We start from the raw sequence: 16,114 nt of genomic DNA on the forward strand, positions 1-16,114 counted from the left end.
CTGCGCTCCTCCCTGCACAAGCGGGGAGCCGTTCTGACAACGTTGACAATGCGCGGCGCGTCTCGTACCGCTTCGCGCGGGATGCCCGGGTCGCAACACCTGTCCGCGGGCATGGATTGGGAGAGACACAAGTGGTGACAGCGACGGGACCCGCCGCGGATGCGGCGACGGAAATTTCATCGAGCGACCCGCTGCCCGCGGAAGGCGAAGGCCATGTCCACGCGCCCAGCCTGCCGCCCTTCGTGTTTGCGCTGTTCTTCATCTTCGGCGGGATCACCAGCCTCAACGATATCCTCATTCCCAAGCTGAAAGAGCTGTTCACGCTCAACTACACCCAGGCGATGCTGGTGCAGTTCTGCTTCTTCACCGCCTATTTGGTAATCGGCATTCCGGGGGCCAAGCTGGTCAAGAAGATCGGCTACATGCGCGGCGCCGTGGCCGGCCTGATGACGATGACCGCGGGCTGCCTGCTGTTCATCCCGGCAAGCACCACCGCCACCTATGCGCTGTTCCTGCTCGCGCTGTTCATCCTCGCCAGCGGGGTGGTGATCGTGCAGGTGGTGGCGAACCCGCTGATCAGCCTGTTGGGGCCGCAGAAGACCGCGCACAGCCGGCTGACCTTCGCGCAGGCATTCAATTCTTTCGGCACTTTCGTCTTCCCGCTGGTCGGCGCGGGACTGATCCTCGGCAAGCTGGCCGATGTTTCGGCGGAGGATTTCGAAGGCGCCGCACTGGCCGCCTATCGCACTGCGGAATCGGCGATGATCGTGAAGACCTATCTCGGCCTCGCAGTGGCGATCACCGTGGTCGCGGGCGCGGTCTGGCTGTTCCGCAACCGGCTGCAGGGCGAGAAGCACGAGGCCTCGAGCGGGCTCGCCGGTTTCGACCTGCTCAAGCGCCCGCGCTTCGGCTTCGGCGCGCTGTGCATCTTCCTCTATGTCGGCGCCGAGGTCGCGATCGGCTCGGTCGTGATCAACTACCTGATGCTCGACGACGTGCTGGGCGAACCCGAGAACGTCATCGGCTGGATGGTCAGCCTCTACTGGGGCGGCGCGATGGTGGGCCGGTTCATCGGCTCCGCGCTGTTGCGGATGGTCAGCCCGGGCAAGATCCTCGCCGCAGTGGCCGTGGGCGCGATTGCGCTGATCGCGCTGTCGACCAACAGCAGCGGCACGCTGGCCGCCTATAGCCTGCTGGCGATCGGCCTGATGAACTCGATCATGTTCCCGACCATCTTCTCGCTCGCCTGCGAGCGTCTAGGCAGCCGTGCGGCCGACGGTTCGGGGATAATCAATGTTGCGATCTTCGGTGGCGCGGTGATCCCGGTCGCCACGGGCGCGCTTGCCGATATGAGCGGGAGCCTCGCCTTCTCGCTGGTGCTTCCCGCCGCCTGCTACGCCGTGATCGCCGTCTTCGGCCTCTACGCGAGGCGCCCCGCGACCGCCTGATTGCCTTGCGCCCCGGCGCGGGGCAAGACTGTCACGCGATGGACCATGCCCCGCCTCGCCCGCGCACGGCGCCGCTGCTGCTCGCGGTCGGGCTTGCGCATGCCGGCGGGGTGGTCGCCTATCTGCCGCTTATAACGCTGCTGCTGCCGATGCGGGTGGAGGCGCTGGCGCATCTCGCCAAGATCGACCTGCTGACCGCGGCAGTGCTGGCGGGGGGAATGGCGGCGAGCCTTGCCAATATCGTGTTCGGCTGGCTCAGCGATGTGTCGGTGGCGCGTGGCGGCGGGCGGCGGCGTTGGGTAATTACCGGGCTGGTCGCACTGGCAGCGTCCTATCCGGCCATGGCATTCGCGCGCACGCCGGTGGAGCTGGTGGGCGCGGTGGTGCTGGCACAGGCGGCGATCAACGCTGTGCTCGGTCCGCTGTTCGCGATCATTGCCGAAGAGGTGCCCACGCAGCGCAAGGGCATGGCCGGCGGCTTGCTGGCGCTGGGCAATCCGGTGGCGGCCGGTTTCTCGGTGCTGCTGATGGGATATGCCGGACTGGGCGAAAACGTCCGGTTCCTGCTGGTGCCGGTCGCAGCGGTTGCGCTAATGCTGCCGCTGCTGGCGCTGAGGGCGGATCCGGCAAGGGGCGATATCGACGCCGCCACAAGCTGGCCGCGCCGCGATATCGTGATCGCCTCGCTCGCGCGGTTGCTGGTCCAGCTCGCCTGCGCGACGCTGGGTCTGTACCTGCTCTATTATTTCCATACGTTGCGCCCCGGTGGTCGCGACACCGCCGCCTGGGTCGGCAGCGTCTTGATGCTGTCCTATCTGATCCCGCTGCCCGTGGCGCTGATCGCCGGGCGCTGGTCCGACCGCCTCAGCACGCGGAAGCCCTTCCAATGCGCGGCAGCGCTGGTGGGCGCGGTCGGGCTGGCGGGCATGGCGCTTGCCAAGACGCCATGGCAGGGCGCGGCGGCCTTCTGCCTGTTCTCGGCGGGGTCCGCGGTGTTCCTGAGCCTGAACGCGACCTTCGCCATGCAATTGCTCCCGCGGCCCGACCGGCGCGGGCGCGATCTCGGCCTCGTCAATCTGGCCAACACGCTACCCGCGATGATCGGGACGCTGCTGGTCTGGCGGCTGGCGACGCCCGACGATTTCACCAACGTGCTGCTCGCCTTCGCTGCGCTGACCGTGGCCGGTGCGCTGGCGATCCTCGCGGTGCGCGAAGACCCTGCGTGGCCCTGAGCGCCCGAGCCTGAGCGCTCTCTGGCCTAACCGGTCGGGCAATCGGCAATCACGTCGGCTTCGGACAGACTGCCCAAGGCCACGCGGGCAATGCTGATTTCCGCTGCGCCATCGGTTGCGATCCGGAACGGCGCAGTGATGCGCGTCATGTCGGCGCCGGTTGCGCGGAAGCATTTGAGCAGCACGCCGACGGTCTGCCATTCGCCCAGCGCCAGCGCGCCTAATTCGCGAACCGGCACCGCCTCGCCGCATGGTGCGCTGTCGCAACTCACCGCCATGGACAAGGTGCGGGCGATCGGCGCGTCGCGCCGCACGGTGGTGAGCAAGAGCATGTCGCCATTGGTCTCGCGGCTGAGATCGATCGGGTCGAAGGTCGACAGTTCGATCGCCGCGCCTTGCGCATGCGCATCGACCGCGAAGCTGCGTGCGCCCTCCTGTACGCCGTGATCGGTCGCCGCAACCCGGACGCGCCCGTCGAGCGCTTCGGCGGGGACAGTGGTTACGCGCAGCGCGTTGGTGCCATCCGCCTGCGACACCGTCAGCGACCACGACGATGCCGGGACGCCGCGTTCGAAGAACACGCCGCTATCGCCGCCATCGTCGGTGACGCCGCTGTCTTCGGGAAGCGGTGTCCACGCCGCCGGTCCATCGGCATAGCGCATGCCGTAACCGAAAGGGAACAGCGTCGCCCCGCCATGCCGTGCAGTCGCCGGCCAGGCAGTCGGCAGCAGTCCCTGGAATTCGAATGCCGGTGCGCCGTCCGCACCTGCAAACAGCATGTCGGCGACTCCCGCGCCTTCCGATCCGGGGAGCCAGGCAGCGACGAATGCATCGGCGGTGTTGAGCGCCTCGTTTACATAGAGCGGACGGCCGGTGATCATCACCGCGACGACCGGTATGCCCTGTTCCTTGAGCCGCCGCATGGTGGCGATCGGTCCGCGCAGTTCGGGGCGCAATTGCAGCGTGGCGATGTCCCCCTGAAACTCCGCATAGGGGGTTTCGCCAAAGATCACGATCGCGGCATCGGGCCGCTGCGTGAACGTGCCGTCTTCCGAAAGCTGGGCGCTGCCGCCGGTGGCCGTTGCGGCCTGTTCGATCCCCGACCAGAGCGAGGTGGCCCCGGGGAAAAGGTCGTTTTCGAGCCCGGTGCCCTGCCAGCTCAGCGTCCAGCCACCCGACTGGCGCGCGATGTCGTTCGCCGCATCGCCCGCGACGAGGATGCGGCTGCCCGGCTGCAAGGGCAGCACGCCGGTGTTCTTGAGCAGCACCATCGACTTGCGCACCGCCTCGCGCGCGACCGCGCGATGATCGGGCGCCCCGAGCAGATCATACTCGCCCGACAGCGCGCGCTGTGACGGTTTGCCCATTTCGAACAGGCCGAGCCGTTCCTTCAGCCGCAACACGCGCGCAACCGCGTCGTCGAGCCGGTCCATCGCGATCGTGCCGTCGCGGACCTGTGCCAGCGTGCTGTCGTAGAACATGCGCCAGCTGTCGGGTGCCATGAACATGTCGATCCCCGCATCGACCGCCCGGGGGCAACTGGCGTTGCTGCACCCGGCGACCTGGCCGTGCGCATTCCAGTCGGTGATCACCATGCCGTCGAAATTCATCCGGCCCTTGAGCACGTCGGTCACCAGCCCGCGATGCGCGGACAGCTTGACCCCGTTCCAGCTCGAGAAGCTGGTCATGATCGTGGCGACGCCGTTCTCGATCGCCGGGATATAGGGTGCGCCGTGGATCAGCCGCAGCTCGAGTTCGGAGATCGCCGCATCGCCCTGGTCCCGGCCATCGGTGGTCCCGCCGTCGGCGAGATAATGCTTGGTACTCGCGGCGACGTGCGGGCCGGCGAGGATCGGGCTGGTCGAGGGTGCCCCCTGGAGGCCGCGGATCATGCTGCCGACATAGGCGGCGACCAGCGAAGGATCGGAGGAATAGCCTTCGTAGGCCCGTCCCCAGCGATAATCCTGCGGGACGGCCACGGTAGGCGCGAAGGTCCATTCCTGCCCGGTGACCCGGATCTCGACCGCGGTGACCTGTCCGATGCGTTCGATCAGTTCGGGATCGCGCGTCGCTCCCAGTCCGACATTGTGCGGAAAGATCGTGGCGCCAATGATATTGCTGTGGCCGTGCACCGCATCGGTGCCCCACACGATCGGGATCGCGGGCTCGCCCACCACGACACCCATCGAGGCATCGTAGAACGCGTCGGCCAGTTCGAGCCATTTCTCCGCCGGAGCCAGATCGTCGCCGCCCGGCCCCGAATTGCCCCCGTTGAGGACCGAGCCGAGGCGGTAACGGCGCACATCCTCGGGCGTGACGCTGGCGATGTCGGCCTGGATGATCTGACCCACCTTCTGTTCTACCGTCATGCGCGCGAGGATCGCCTGGACGCGCGCCTCGCCCGCTTCGGTGAGCACGCGCGGGAAGGCGATCTCGGGCCATTGTTCGGGATGAACGCGCGCTTCGACGGGCATGTCGCCCGGCGCATCGGCAGCCGCGACCGTATCGGGCTGCGGCGTTTGAGCAAGCGCCGGTTGCGCGGCCATGATCAAGGCGACCGGCGAGGCGGTCAGAACTAGCAATCTGGAAAGCATAAACCCCATCCCATTCGGTCGCCCGTGTTTCGGTTTCGACCACCTTTTCCTGACAACCTTGACATAAATGTCGCGGAAACAGGCTGTTTCGCAGCAAATGTGCGGCATTGTTTGACAACGTTGACAAAAATATGCAACCAGTAATGTCGCGTAAGGGGCATAGCGTTTCCGATTCGGGGACGCGCACAAGCCTCGCGTTCTTGAGAGGTCCGCACGGGGGTGCGGTTTGGGAGGATACTGAAATGGACAGCGGGATTTTGCGTAATCGGTCGACGTTGCTGGCCGCCGCATCGATATTGGCAGTGGGAACGGGCAGCATGCCCACCCTCGCTCAGGCGCAGGCCGCAGCCGAGGCGGGCCAGCAGACGGGTGTCGAGGACGACAACGTCATCGTGGTCACCGGTTTTCGCGCATCGCTCGAAGATGCACTCAATGCCAAGCGCGAATCGAACCTGATTATCGAATCGGTCACCGCCGAAGACATCGGCAAGTTTCCCGACCAGAACGTGGCGGAATCGCTGCAGCGCCTGCCGGGCATCCAGATCGATCGCGAGAACGGGCAGGGTTCGAAGGTCCGCATCCGCGGGCTCGACCAGAATGTGACGCTGCTCAACGGCGAGCTCTTCGTCACCGGTCTCGAAGTCTACAAGGTCGGCGAAGGCAATTACAACCGCAACGACAGCCTCGAGGGCGTGCCTTCCGAACTGATCGGCGGCATCGAAGTGTTTAAATCGCCCAATGCCTCGCTGCTCGAGGGCGGGCTCGGCGGGATCGTCAATCTCAAGACGCGCAACCCGCTCGATCTCGATGAAGGTCTGACGCTCGCGGGCAATGCCAAGATGAGCAAGGGCAGCGAGATTTCGGGCTGGGAGCCCGCCGGCGCCGCCGTGCTGGGTTACAATTTCAACGACCGGCTCGGCGTGATCGCCTCGTTCAGCTACGAAAAGACCAACAACCACGTCAATGTGCTTGGCGGCGACAACCGCGGCAACTGGGCGTTCAGCGAAGGGCGCCGCGACACCGCGACCGTGCCGACCAATTACTACGCGCCCGAATATCGCTACGTCACCGACCGCGACCAGTATCGCCGGCGCTGGGGTGCCTCGCTGGGCATCACCTATCGCGCGACCGACAATCTCGAGGTCAGCGCGCAATATTTCCATTCGGACCTGAAGATCGACACGCGCGAAGCCTCGGTCAAATTCCCTTTCGGACAGGGCGAATCCCAGGGCCTCGTCGGCAGCTATACGATCAATGAGAACGGCGTGCTGCTCGACGGGACGGTCCGCGCGCAATCGGCGGAGGCGATTTCCTTCGTCGATGTGTCCAACATCAAGTCGGACAATCTCCAGTTCGGGCTGGAGTGGGACAACGATACCAATTTCCGCGCCTCGGTGATGGCGAATTACGCCACTTCGAGCATGAAGCGCGAGGTCGCCAATAACGACGTGCGCTACACGGCCTATGGCGTGCGCGGGCCGGGCACCTCCGGGTCGCAACCCGGCTTCGTTCCGAATGCTTCGGCCCCGCCGACGATCGACTTCACCTATTCCAATGGCGAATTCCCGAGCTTCGGCCTCGCGCCGACCAGCCCGCAGGACCTGTTCAACAATCCCGATTACGGCTTCTTCAAGTCGCACTGGGCGTTTGGCGACCGGTCCGACATCGACGGACATTCGATCCGCGCCGACTTCGCCTATGACGTCGACGACAGCTATACCGACACGATCACGCTGAGCGCGGGCTTCCGCTATGGCCAGCGCACGGTCGAATTCGTTTCGGGCCGCTATCTCGCCGACTTCAGCGGCAAGGGCGAACTCGATGCCACCGCGATCCCCGAATCCGAACGGGTCGACGGCTATCAGTACAACTGGACGCCCTATGGCTATTTCCAGGACGGTGCGATCGGCTACAAGATCTGCGACCTGCCCGAAGCGAACAAGCCCGCGGCCTTTGCCGGCTGCAGCCGCTTCGGCAATTCGCCCGCGCTGATCACGCCCTACGAAACCTTCGTCAGCAATCCCGAACGGGTCGAGGCGATCGCCAATTTCGCAGGTGGCGGCAAGGTCATCGGCGACACGGTGCTGGTGGCCGACCGCTCGCGGATGACCAACGCGCTCGAATGGATCCAGGCGCTGTATCCCGATACGCCCTTCACCTTCTTCGAGGACCCGCTGCAGACCTACCGGGTCAAGGAGGAAACCAAGTCGGGCTACATCATGGCCGACATCGGCGGCGAGGATGATCCCTATCACGTCAATGTGGGCCTGCGGATCGTCAACACCGATCTGACCGTGGACCAGAACCAGCCGGCCAATGCCGATCCCAGCTACTGGGGCACCGACAGCTGGAACGGCGTGCTGCGCGATTTCACCACCAATACGATCATGCGCAGCTACACCGACTTCCTGCCCAGCGCGAATGCGGTGTTCGATGTCAGCGACGGCACCAAGGTGCGTTTCTCGGCCGCAAGGGTCGTGGCGCGCCAGCCGCTGGTTTCGCTGGGACAGGGTTTCGCGACCAACTTCACCCGCGATGCCGCCGACGACCTGTTCAAATTCACCAACGGGTCACGCGGCAATGCCGAACTCGAACCCTTCCGCGCCTACCAGTTCGACCTGGGTGTCGAACATTACTTCGGCGACCAGGGGCTGCTTTCGGCAGGCCTTTTCTGGAAGGAGGTCGACAGCTTCATCGTCAACGAGACGGTGGCGGTGTTCGTCAACGACCAGGCGGGCGGACGGCTTGGCCCCGTGTCGCAGCCGGCCAACGGTTCGGGCGGCCGCGTGAAGGGCTTCGAACTGGCGGCGCAATATGCCTTCGACTTCGGTCTGGGCTTCACCGCCAACTACACCTTCTCGGACACCGAAACCGACTTCAGCACCGACTTCACAGACAACCTCCCGCTGCCGGGCGTGTCGAAGCATTCGGCCAACGGGCAGGTCTATTTCGAACGCTACGGGTTCGCCGCGCGCGCATCCTACAGCTGGCGCTCGAAGCAGTACCTCGGGAACTTCGGCTTCGCCGATGGCTCGATCACGCGCACGCTGGGTATCTACCAGAAGGCGTTCGGCCAGCTCGATGGCCAGATCAGCTACCAGCTGACCGACAATTTCGAAGTCTTCGCCGAAGCGATCAACATCACCAAAGCAGATACCAGCGTGTATCTGCAATTCCCCGAACTGCCCTTCCGCTTCGAATCCGGTTCGCGCCGGATCTACGGCGGGGTCAAGTTCACCTTCTGAATTTCGGTCCCTCCCGAAAATGGATGGCGGCCCTTGCTTGCAACGGCCGCCATCGCTTTTTTAGGGTCCGGTGGCGGGGGAAACGGGCATGATGACGCAAGTGCAAGGCGAAGGAACCGGCGCAAATCCGCTGCGCTCGATCTGCATCGTCGGCGGCGGCACCGCCGGGTGGTCGGCGGCGGCACTGCTCGCCCGCGTGCTGCGCGGCAGCGGGTGCCGCATCACACTGGTCGAATCCTCCGCCATCCCGACGGTCGGCGTGGGCGAAGCAACGATCCCGCCGATTTTCGATTTCCTGCGCAACATCGGCGCCGACGAGGTCGAGTTCATCCGTCGTTGCCAGGCCACTTTCAAGCTCGGCATCCAGTTTCGCGACTGGCTGCATCGCGACCATGCCTATTGGCATCCCTTCGGCAATCTCGGGGTCACGATCAACCAGCGCCCCTTCCACCATTATTACTGCCGCAACCTCGCGCAGGGACATGGCGAGAGCTTGGCCGACCTGTGCCCCTCGGTCGCACTGGCCGAAGACGGCAAGTTCGCCTTCCCCTCGCCCGATGGCAACTGGCCGGGCGGCGCGGTCGCCTATGCGTTGCATTTCGATGCCGGGCTGGTCGCCGGCTTCCTGCGCGAACACGCCGAAGCCGCGGGAGTCGAGCGGCTCGACCGGCGGATCGTCGGGGCGACGCGCGGCGAAGGCGAAAGGATCGCGGCGGTACAGTTCGACGATGGCGAAAGCCTCGCGGCGGATTTCTACATCGACTGCTCGGGTTTTCGCGGGTTGCTGGTGGAAGAAACGCTGAATGCCGGCTTCGAGGACTGGAAGCGCTGGCTGCCCTGCGACAGCGCGATTGCCGCTCCGACCGCGGCGCAGCAACAGCGCGCACCCTATACCGTCGCCACCGCGCGCTCGGCCGGATGGCAGTGGCGCATTCCGCTGCAGCATCGCACGGGCAATGGGCTGGTCTATGCCAGCGACTTCATCTCCGATGCCGATGCGCATGAAGAACTGCTGGCCAGACTCGATGGCGAACCGCTGGCGGACGCGCGGGTGCTGCGCTTCACCGCCGGGCTGCGCAAGCGCGCCTGGGTCGGCAACTGCCTTGCGATCGGGCTGTCGGCGGGCTTTCTCGAACCGCTCGAATCGACCAGTATCCACCTGATCCACACGGGGCTGAACCGGTTGCTCGACCTGTTCCCAGATCGCAGTTTCGACCCTGCGCTTGCCGATGCCTACAATCGCGACGTGTGGCGCGAATATGCGCATATCCGCGATTTCCTCCTGCTCCACTATGTGCCCAACCGGCGCGAGGGCGAAGCCTTCTGGGACCACATGCGCGGCCTCGACCTGCCCGATACGCTGGCCGAGAAGATCGAGCTGTTCACCCGTACGGGCCGGATCATGTCCAAGCAGCGCGAACTGTTCTCCGACATCAGCTGGTTCTACGTCATGCATGGCATGGGGCTGGAGCCCGCGGCGATCGATCCGCTGGTCGACGTCGCCCCTTCCGCTGAGGTGCGCAAGGTGATCTACCAGCTCAGCGGTGCGATGAAAGCCTTCCGCAGTGCGGCGCCCACGCATGACGGGATCCTCGAGCGCTTGCTCGACCCGTCTGAAACGCGGCGGCCGCAGTTCGGCACCGGCGGCGGCTGGGCGACGCGCTAACGCCCTTCGGCAACCGTCAGGCGGGTGGCGGGGCCACGGTCAGCCGTTCGACGAGGCTGTGCGTATGAACCACGGTCGGCCCCGGTTCTTCCCCCGCGAGTTCGCGCAGCAGCATGTCGGCGGCGGTATGGGCCATCTCGACCACGGGCTGGCGGACCGTGGTCAGCCGCGGCCACACGACGCGCGAGATTTCCGAATCGTCGAAGCCGACCACGCTAAGGTCGCCCGGCACTTCGAAGCCCAGTTCGCGCGCGGCGGACATTGCTCCCACCGCCATGTCGTCGTTCTGCGCCAGGATCGCGGTCGGGCGCAGCTTGCGCGAGAGGATCCGCTTGGTCGCCTCATATCCGGATTCGAAGCTGAAATCGCCGGTTTCGACCAATTCGGGAAGCAGGGCGATCCCCGCATCGTCGAACGCGGCGCGGTAAGCGGTCAAGCGCTGTTCGCTCACCGGGTGATCGGGGTCGCCCTTGATGATCGCGATGCGTGTGTGGCCGAAACCGATTACGTGCTGGGCGATCTCGCGGCCCGCGGCGATGTCGTCCATCGTCGTCGACAGCCCCACCCCCTCGCGCGACTGCGGCGTGATGCGCGCGAAAGGAATGCGCGCCTGCGTCAGACCGTCGAGCACTTCGGCGTGATCCGCCGCGGGCGGTGCCAGGATAACCCCGTCGAGCGCGGCGGAGCGGATCGTCGCCACCACGTCGCGCGGGTGATCGCTCACCGATTCCACCGGCAACACGATCAACCGGTAACGCTCGCCATGCAGCCGTTCGAGCGCGCCGCGCTGCAGCTCCACGACGTAGCTCGGGCTGGGTTTCTCGTAGACAAGCCCGATCAGATAGGACTGTCGCCGCACCAGGCCCTGCGCCATCACATTGGGTTGGTAATTGAGTTCTTCCGCCGCGCGCAGCACCTTCTTGCGCAACGTCGGCGTGATGTGCGGTTCGTTGTTGAACACGCGCGAAACGCTCTTCGGAGAGACCTCCGCCAGCTTGGCGACATCGACGATCGTCGAACGCTTTTTTCCGCGGGACATCGTTAATTTCGTGGCCCGCGCTTGGGGCGTTGTCAACGCCGCAAAAGCCCTCGGTTCGGCCGGTTCAGCGTGTTGGGGCGAGCTTGTCCCACCAGCGATCGCGGGGCAGCTCGCCATCGATCGTCAGCAATTGCCCGATCTGCGGTGCCAGCAGGTCGACCCCGAGCCGGTCGGCTTCGGCTGCGGCACGCTGCGCCGGCTCCTCCCGCGGGTGCGGGCCAAGCGCGAACATGCCCCAATGCACCGGCACCATCAGCCTGCCGCGCAGGTCGCGATGCGCCTGCACCGCCTGCTCGGGAAAATGATGCACGAAGGGCCAGTTGGTGCTGTAGGCTCCGTTCTCGATAAAGGTCAGATCGAAGGGTCCCAGCGCCTCGCCGATCGCCCGGTAATGCGGGCCATAGCCGGAATTCCCGCTGAAGAAGACCGTGCCCGCCGTGCCCGCGGCCACCCAGCTCGCCCAGAGCGTCTTGCTGCGATCGGTCAATCCGCGGCCTGAGAAATGCTGCGCCGGTGTGGCGGTCAGTGTCAGCCTGCCGAGCGCATGGCTGTCCCACCAGTCGAGCTCGATCACGCGATCCGCCGCGATGCCCCATGCGGTCAGTTGCTCCCCCACTCCCAGCGGGATCAGGAACACTGCACTGCCATTCGCGAGCTCGCGGATGCTTGGCTCGTCGAGATGGTCGTAATGGTTGTGCGAGATGACCACTGCATCGACGGTATCGGTCAGCGCGGACAACGGCCAAGCGGGCGGTTGGAACCGCGTGGCGGTAAACGGCACGGGCGAGGCGCGTTGCGCGAAAACCGGATCGATCAGCACGCGGTGCCCGTTGAGTTCGAGCAAGATCGTCGAATGGCCGAGCCAGGCAAAGCGGATCGCCTCGCTCTTCTCGGCCAGCGCCGCCGCATCCAGCGCGTGTTCGGGCAGCGGTTCATCGGGGCGGCGGTCGCCGGGCGGAAACAGGAAATCGGCGAGGATCGCGCCGAAGGAATCGCGCTCGCCCGCCTCGGGCTCCGGCTCCGAAACCGGATTGCGAAACCGCTTCACCGCGCGGTCGAACTGGGGCGAATTGCGATAGCTGTCCATCTCGGCCTGCGAAGGTCCCATCGTGAAGAACGGCACGCCCCACCAGACCGCAAGGCCCAGGAAAATCAGGCCGAAAATAAGAAAAACACGCTTCATCGCAGTAGAAATGGTGCCCAGAAGAGGACTCGTGATTTCCACACAGCACATTGATATATCATCTATTTAAAAATCAGAAAGTGGGATCGGGCCCCCAAACGAGCCCCCTTGGCCAGCTGCTTGCCCTCAATCCTCACCAATGTCGACTTGAGATCAGAGCCCTTGCGAATCACACCCGTTTACACGTTCGCCATCGAGTTCCGCCCACTCACACCAACGATGCGCATGCGAGTGGGCAGAGTCGCGCTGAATCGACTGCCAGGCAACATTTTTGTCGCTGGCGCCCTTATGCTGGCTGCGCGAGCCTAAGCAGCTCGGTTTCGAACGCGTCCAGCGCTAAAGAGTAAGATCCCTCATTCTTGCCGATCTTCTGCGGATCACCAGAGTAGGCTTCAATAATCACGCGATATTTGCGCACGATCGTTGTGAGATTGTCGTGAATGAACTGAGCAGGATCCTTTACTTTCCAAACGACATTGCCTTGATCGTCGGTCATCATGAGTGCCTTCAGGCCGTACACTAACGGCATGATGAAGCCGTCAGGGTAGCTGTACTGCACAAGTTTTTGCGTGAACGGCGAAGTAGGCTTGCTGCGCATGTCACTAGCCATCTTTACCGAAGTGAGCCGACCGAAACGCCCCGCACCGTTGTCGTTATATGCCGCCGGGAAATCGAGATAGATCAGGTCGTAAAGTTCGGGCAACTGCGCAGCCACTTTCAGGGCACTGCCAACGGCCACGTTGTGCAGTTCATGGGTATACTCACCGCCGGTCGGTTTTGAGATAGCGGGATCGCTCATCAGCGCATCGAACGCCTTGGTGCACTCGCCCTTGGACGCATATATCCGGGAAGGTGCCGGAACGTTGACCCCATCGGGTAGGTCCACGACGGATAGCGGAATCCAGGAAAGGGCGACCAGGTCGCGCACCTTAACTACTCCGCCGTCGTTTGCCTTCCATTCAACCCGTTTCGCAATCTCACTGGGCAAAGCGTTCCGTAGCTCATCATAGAAGCCCTTCTTATTGGCTTTGGTCTCGAGCGTAAGCTGCACATTGTTGTTACGCGCCGCGCCGATTTCGAGAAGCGACCCGGTGAAGGCATTGAGGACAAAATCATCTTCCGCGTCTGCCGGGACGAGGATCTCGACCGGCACCAGGAAATCAAGTGGGCCGCCATCGCCGCTATGGTGGGCCTTTTTCAGCGCAGCCACTTCATCGCGGTGCTCGGCCCAGGCTTCCTTGAACGCGGGCCAGTTCTTGATACGCTTCCATGCCCGCACGTCCTCCATGACCTGTTTGAGGACATAGAGGCCGATCGAAAGTGTGTTGTGCCCACCGTCGAGAATGCCCTCGATCTTGATATTCTCGAATACGAGCTGATAGCGATTCCGCTCCAGCGACCGACATACCGAAGCAGCGATCAGTATGCCTTTCGTCTTGAAAGGGAATAGCTCAGGCGTACGCTCGATACTCTCGATGATGTCTGCCGTTACCGCGCCAACCTTCGCTGAACGCGGGTTGGCTTCCAGATCGGCAGCATCAAACAGCGATAGCAGATTGCGCGCGCGCACCAGCCCTACCAGGCGCGTGACAGCGCCCTCGGTCTGACGATCGACCATCTCATAGCGGATGATAAGTTCATTGGGATTCATACTCAGGTCTTCCTTATCCAGAAGAACCGTTTCCGAAGGGAGTTGGCATCCAAAGCCAACAGAGAGAGGGCGGAATTTCCCTCTATACCGTCACCGTCCGGCGACAACTCCATCCAGAACCAGTCCAGGTTCATTTCTCGTCCACCATCTCGGCGGACTCAGTTTCCATACGAAGAAGTTGCCGCTAATTCAATCAAATTCCGGCGAGTTTCGTTGACGACGGTTTATTCGGGTCGAATGCTCTCGAAAACTTGAACGTCGAGCAGGTTCCGCAGCGGGATTAGTTTTTCCGGCAGCTCGCCACCTAGAAGTAAGCAGACTTTGATCTCACGTCGGTCATGATCATATCTCGCCTTTGCCACCAGGACCGCTTGATATTTGACGCACTGGAACAAGCCTCTCGTCAGGTCGGCCTCGCTTGAGTGCGCGGGCTTGACTTCGACAGCGAAAATGAGGTGTTCGCGATTGAAGAGAACATCAATCTTGTCGCCGGACGGCAGCGGAAATTCTGCGACACCTTTTGCCGTTCCATAGCCCAAACCAACAACAAACGGATTGTCTCGAACGTACTCCTTAAGTGCCTTGTGTTCTTCGCCCTCTCCGCCAACACCAAGGTTCGAAGCCGCCGCTATGGTTGCATCCAGACTGACTGAAGTGGGTTCCAGCCCAAGGTCGGCAAGCACCTGGTCCCAATATGGATAGTTTGCGATTGCGGCCCAATAAGTCTGAATCAACGCTCGCCGTTCTTGAGCTGAGCTCCATGAATGGCCCTGCTGCTCCAGGAAGCCGTCAAAGCCGGGGCCGGGAAGGTCAGTTTGCCGGTTGCGAACGATGGCCTGAATATGAGGAATGTCGCGGCCCCATTCCTTCGAAAGCTCGTTCAGGGCGTCGCCGATGCAGCCGAGCGGATAATTGAGGTTGCGCGGGTTTGACATACCCATCTCGGAAGCCAAGTCTTCATAGTAGATCGGGGTAGCCGCCTTCGCCTGACGGACTAGGACAGGGAGCGCTTCTCTCGCGCGCTGCTGGTAAAGCTTATCTCCGAAAAATCCGGAAGCGATCCTATAAGTCTCGAACACCATCTCTCTCCCTAGCCGATTTGCGGCCAGCCAAAGTGAAACTTCCCGACGTAATATTTCCGATGCAGATACTTGAGATCAGCCTCCCATTCCGCAACAGCGGCTGAGTAATCCGCCGTCCGGTTTCGCTTGCCGTTCCGCGAAAATCTCGCCAGCTCGTTTGCTAGTCGCTCAAGTCTTGAGGCCGTGCAAGGCAAACCCCACTTCTTGACATAATCCGGGCTATTCACTGGCGGAAGCACTGCGCTAAACACCGCATCCAGTATTTCACGGCGGGAATGGTCGGCAAGCCCTTTCGTCTTTCCAACCTCATAACCCACGTACTTGAGCACGCCCTCCTGGTTCCACGTGTCGAACCGTTGCGAGCGGTCACCTGGCCCTGCCTGCGTGCTTGGCCAGTCAAAGTAGTCCGGATCGGAAAAGGCCAGTTTGCAGCGGCGTTCCCATTCGGCCAGAATTGCGTCGCGAAACCTGCGGGCAGCCTGCTGTTTACCCTTGCTCGGATCTTGTAAGAGGCGAAGGCAATTGAGCCAATGCCCCTGCAACTCTTGCATGGTTCGCTTGGGTAGAGCCTGGATCAAGGGTTCGACCCTCATGACAAGTCTGGGAAGCTGTGGCTTCGTCGGTTGCTTGGCGGGATCAGGCTTCTTTGGCTTCGCTTTCGCCTTCTTCCGCTTCTCTTCCCGATAAGGCGACGGCTTCTTCGTACCGGCGGCTGTCAGGTTCCGCGCATCGGGTAAGGATGTCTTGAAGCTTTGGGCTCCACTTGGCTTCTTTGCTTTCTTGGGCTTGGTCTTCTTCCCACCTTTGCCCTCGCGGGCTGGAGGCGCCCTTTTCGCTACCTTAGGTCGCTTTGATGGAGCCTTCTTTGTGGGTCCCGTTGATGGCGTTTCCGGTCGCTCAAAACCCATTTCGAACAATTTGCCGAAAGGATTGTTTGGAGGATCCGGATGTCGCGCAACCTTCAACTCTCAGGC

At 63.1% G+C, this 16,114-nt stretch carries 10 protein-coding genes; 4 read left to right on the forward strand and 6 right to left on the reverse strand.

Annotated features, from left to right (window positions below; genetic code table 11):
- Positions 1 to 173: 173 nt before the first annotated feature.
- Together FHS69_RS11850 and FHS69_RS11855 are read left to right on the forward strand one after the other, a co-directional pair.
- A complete protein-coding gene (locus tag FHS69_RS11850; RefSeq protein ID WP_166777943.1) occupies positions 174 to 1,448 on the forward strand; it encodes a sugar MFS transporter in 1,275 nt (424 codons plus the stop codon).
- Between the two features lie 38 nt (positions 1,449 to 1,486).
- Positions 1,487 to 2,680, forward strand: a complete 1,194-nt coding sequence (locus tag FHS69_RS11855) for an MFS transporter (RefSeq protein ID WP_166777854.1) — start codon at positions 1,487 to 1,489, stop codon at positions 2,678 to 2,680.
- 26 nt (positions 2,681 to 2,706) lie between these two features.
- On the opposite strand, the gene FHS69_RS11860 is transcribed toward FHS69_RS11855, so the two are convergent.
- A complete protein-coding gene (locus tag FHS69_RS11860) occupies positions 2,707 to 5,226 on the reverse strand; it encodes a glycoside hydrolase family 3 protein (protein WP_208380331.1) in 2,520 nt (839 codons plus the stop codon).
- Between the two features lie 365 nt (positions 5,227 to 5,591).
- On the opposite strand from FHS69_RS11860, the gene FHS69_RS11865 reads away from it, so the two are divergent.
- Together FHS69_RS11865 and FHS69_RS11870 are read left to right on the forward strand one after the other, a co-directional pair.
- A complete protein-coding gene (locus FHS69_RS11865; RefSeq protein WP_166777856.1) occupies positions 5,592 to 8,519 on the forward strand; it encodes a TonB-dependent receptor in 2,928 nt (975 codons plus the stop codon).
- 88 nt (positions 8,520 to 8,607) lie between these two features.
- Complete coding sequence (locus tag FHS69_RS11870) at positions 8,608 to 10,185, forward strand: tryptophan halogenase family protein (protein ID WP_208380332.1); 1,578 nt, start codon at positions 8,608 to 8,610, stop codon at positions 10,183 to 10,185.
- Between the two features lie 16 nt (positions 10,186 to 10,201).
- On the opposite strand, the gene FHS69_RS11875 is transcribed toward FHS69_RS11870, so the two are convergent.
- The 5 genes from FHS69_RS11875 to FHS69_RS11895 form a co-directional block, all read right to left on the reverse strand.
- The gene (locus FHS69_RS11875) at positions 10,202 to 11,224 is read right to left on the reverse strand and encodes a LacI family DNA-binding transcriptional regulator (protein WP_166777857.1); all 1,023 of its coding nucleotides are present in this window, start codon (positions 11,222 to 11,224) and stop codon (positions 10,202 to 10,204) included.
- 64 nt (positions 11,225 to 11,288) lie between these two features.
- On the reverse strand, positions 11,289 to 12,407 hold the full coding sequence (locus FHS69_RS11880; protein WP_166777858.1) for an MBL fold metallo-hydrolase: 1,119 nt from the start codon (positions 12,405 to 12,407) through the stop codon (positions 11,289 to 11,291).
- 286 nt (positions 12,408 to 12,693) lie between these two features.
- Entirely contained in the window at positions 12,694 to 14,058 is a 1,365-nt protein-coding gene (locus FHS69_RS11885) for a hypothetical protein (protein WP_166777859.1), read from the reverse strand.
- A 224-nt stretch (positions 14,059 to 14,282) separates the two neighbouring features.
- Positions 14,283 to 15,140 (reverse strand): hypothetical protein, encoded by an 858-nt coding sequence (locus FHS69_RS11890; RefSeq protein ID WP_166777860.1) that lies wholly within the window; start codon positions 15,138 to 15,140, stop codon positions 14,283 to 14,285.
- A gap of 8 nt (positions 15,141 to 15,148) precedes the next feature.
- A complete protein-coding gene (locus FHS69_RS11895; RefSeq protein WP_166777861.1) occupies positions 15,149 to 16,105 on the reverse strand; it encodes a hypothetical protein in 957 nt (318 codons plus the stop codon).
- Between the last annotated feature and the right edge of the window lie 9 nt (positions 16,106 to 16,114).

The sequence above is a fragment of the Qipengyuania flava genome (assembly GCF_011762005.1).
GTDB lineage: Bacteria > Pseudomonadota > Alphaproteobacteria > Sphingomonadales > Sphingomonadaceae > Qipengyuania > Qipengyuania flava.

Coding starts and splice junctions, on each gene's coding strand:
- FHS69_RS11855 (WP_166777854.1), top strand. CDS start 1,487: ATGGACCATGCCCCGCCTCGCCCGCGCACGGCGCCGCTGCTGCTCGCG.
- FHS69_RS11860 (WP_208380331.1), bottom strand. CDS start 5,226: ATGGCCGCGCAACCGGCGCTTGCTCAAACGCCGCAGCCCGATACGGTC.
- FHS69_RS11865 (WP_166777856.1), top strand. CDS start 5,592: ATGCCCACCCTCGCTCAGGCGCAGGCCGCAGCCGAGGCGGGCCAGCAG.
- FHS69_RS11870 (WP_208380332.1), top strand. CDS start 8,608: ATGATGACGCAAGTGCAAGGCGAAGGAACCGGCGCAAATCCGCTGCGC.
- FHS69_RS11875 (WP_166777857.1), bottom strand. CDS start 11,224: ATGTCCCGCGGAAAAAAGCGTTCGACGATCGTCGATGTCGCCAAGCTG.
- FHS69_RS11880 (WP_166777858.1), bottom strand. CDS start 12,407: ATGAAGCGTGTTTTTCTTATTTTCGGCCTGATTTTCCTGGGCCTTGCG.
- FHS69_RS11885 (WP_166777859.1), bottom strand. CDS start 14,058: ATGAATCCCAATGAACTTATCATCCGCTATGAGATGGTCGATCGTCAG.
- FHS69_RS11890 (WP_166777860.1), bottom strand. CDS start 15,140: ATGGTGTTCGAGACTTATAGGATCGCTTCCGGATTTTTCGGAGATAAG.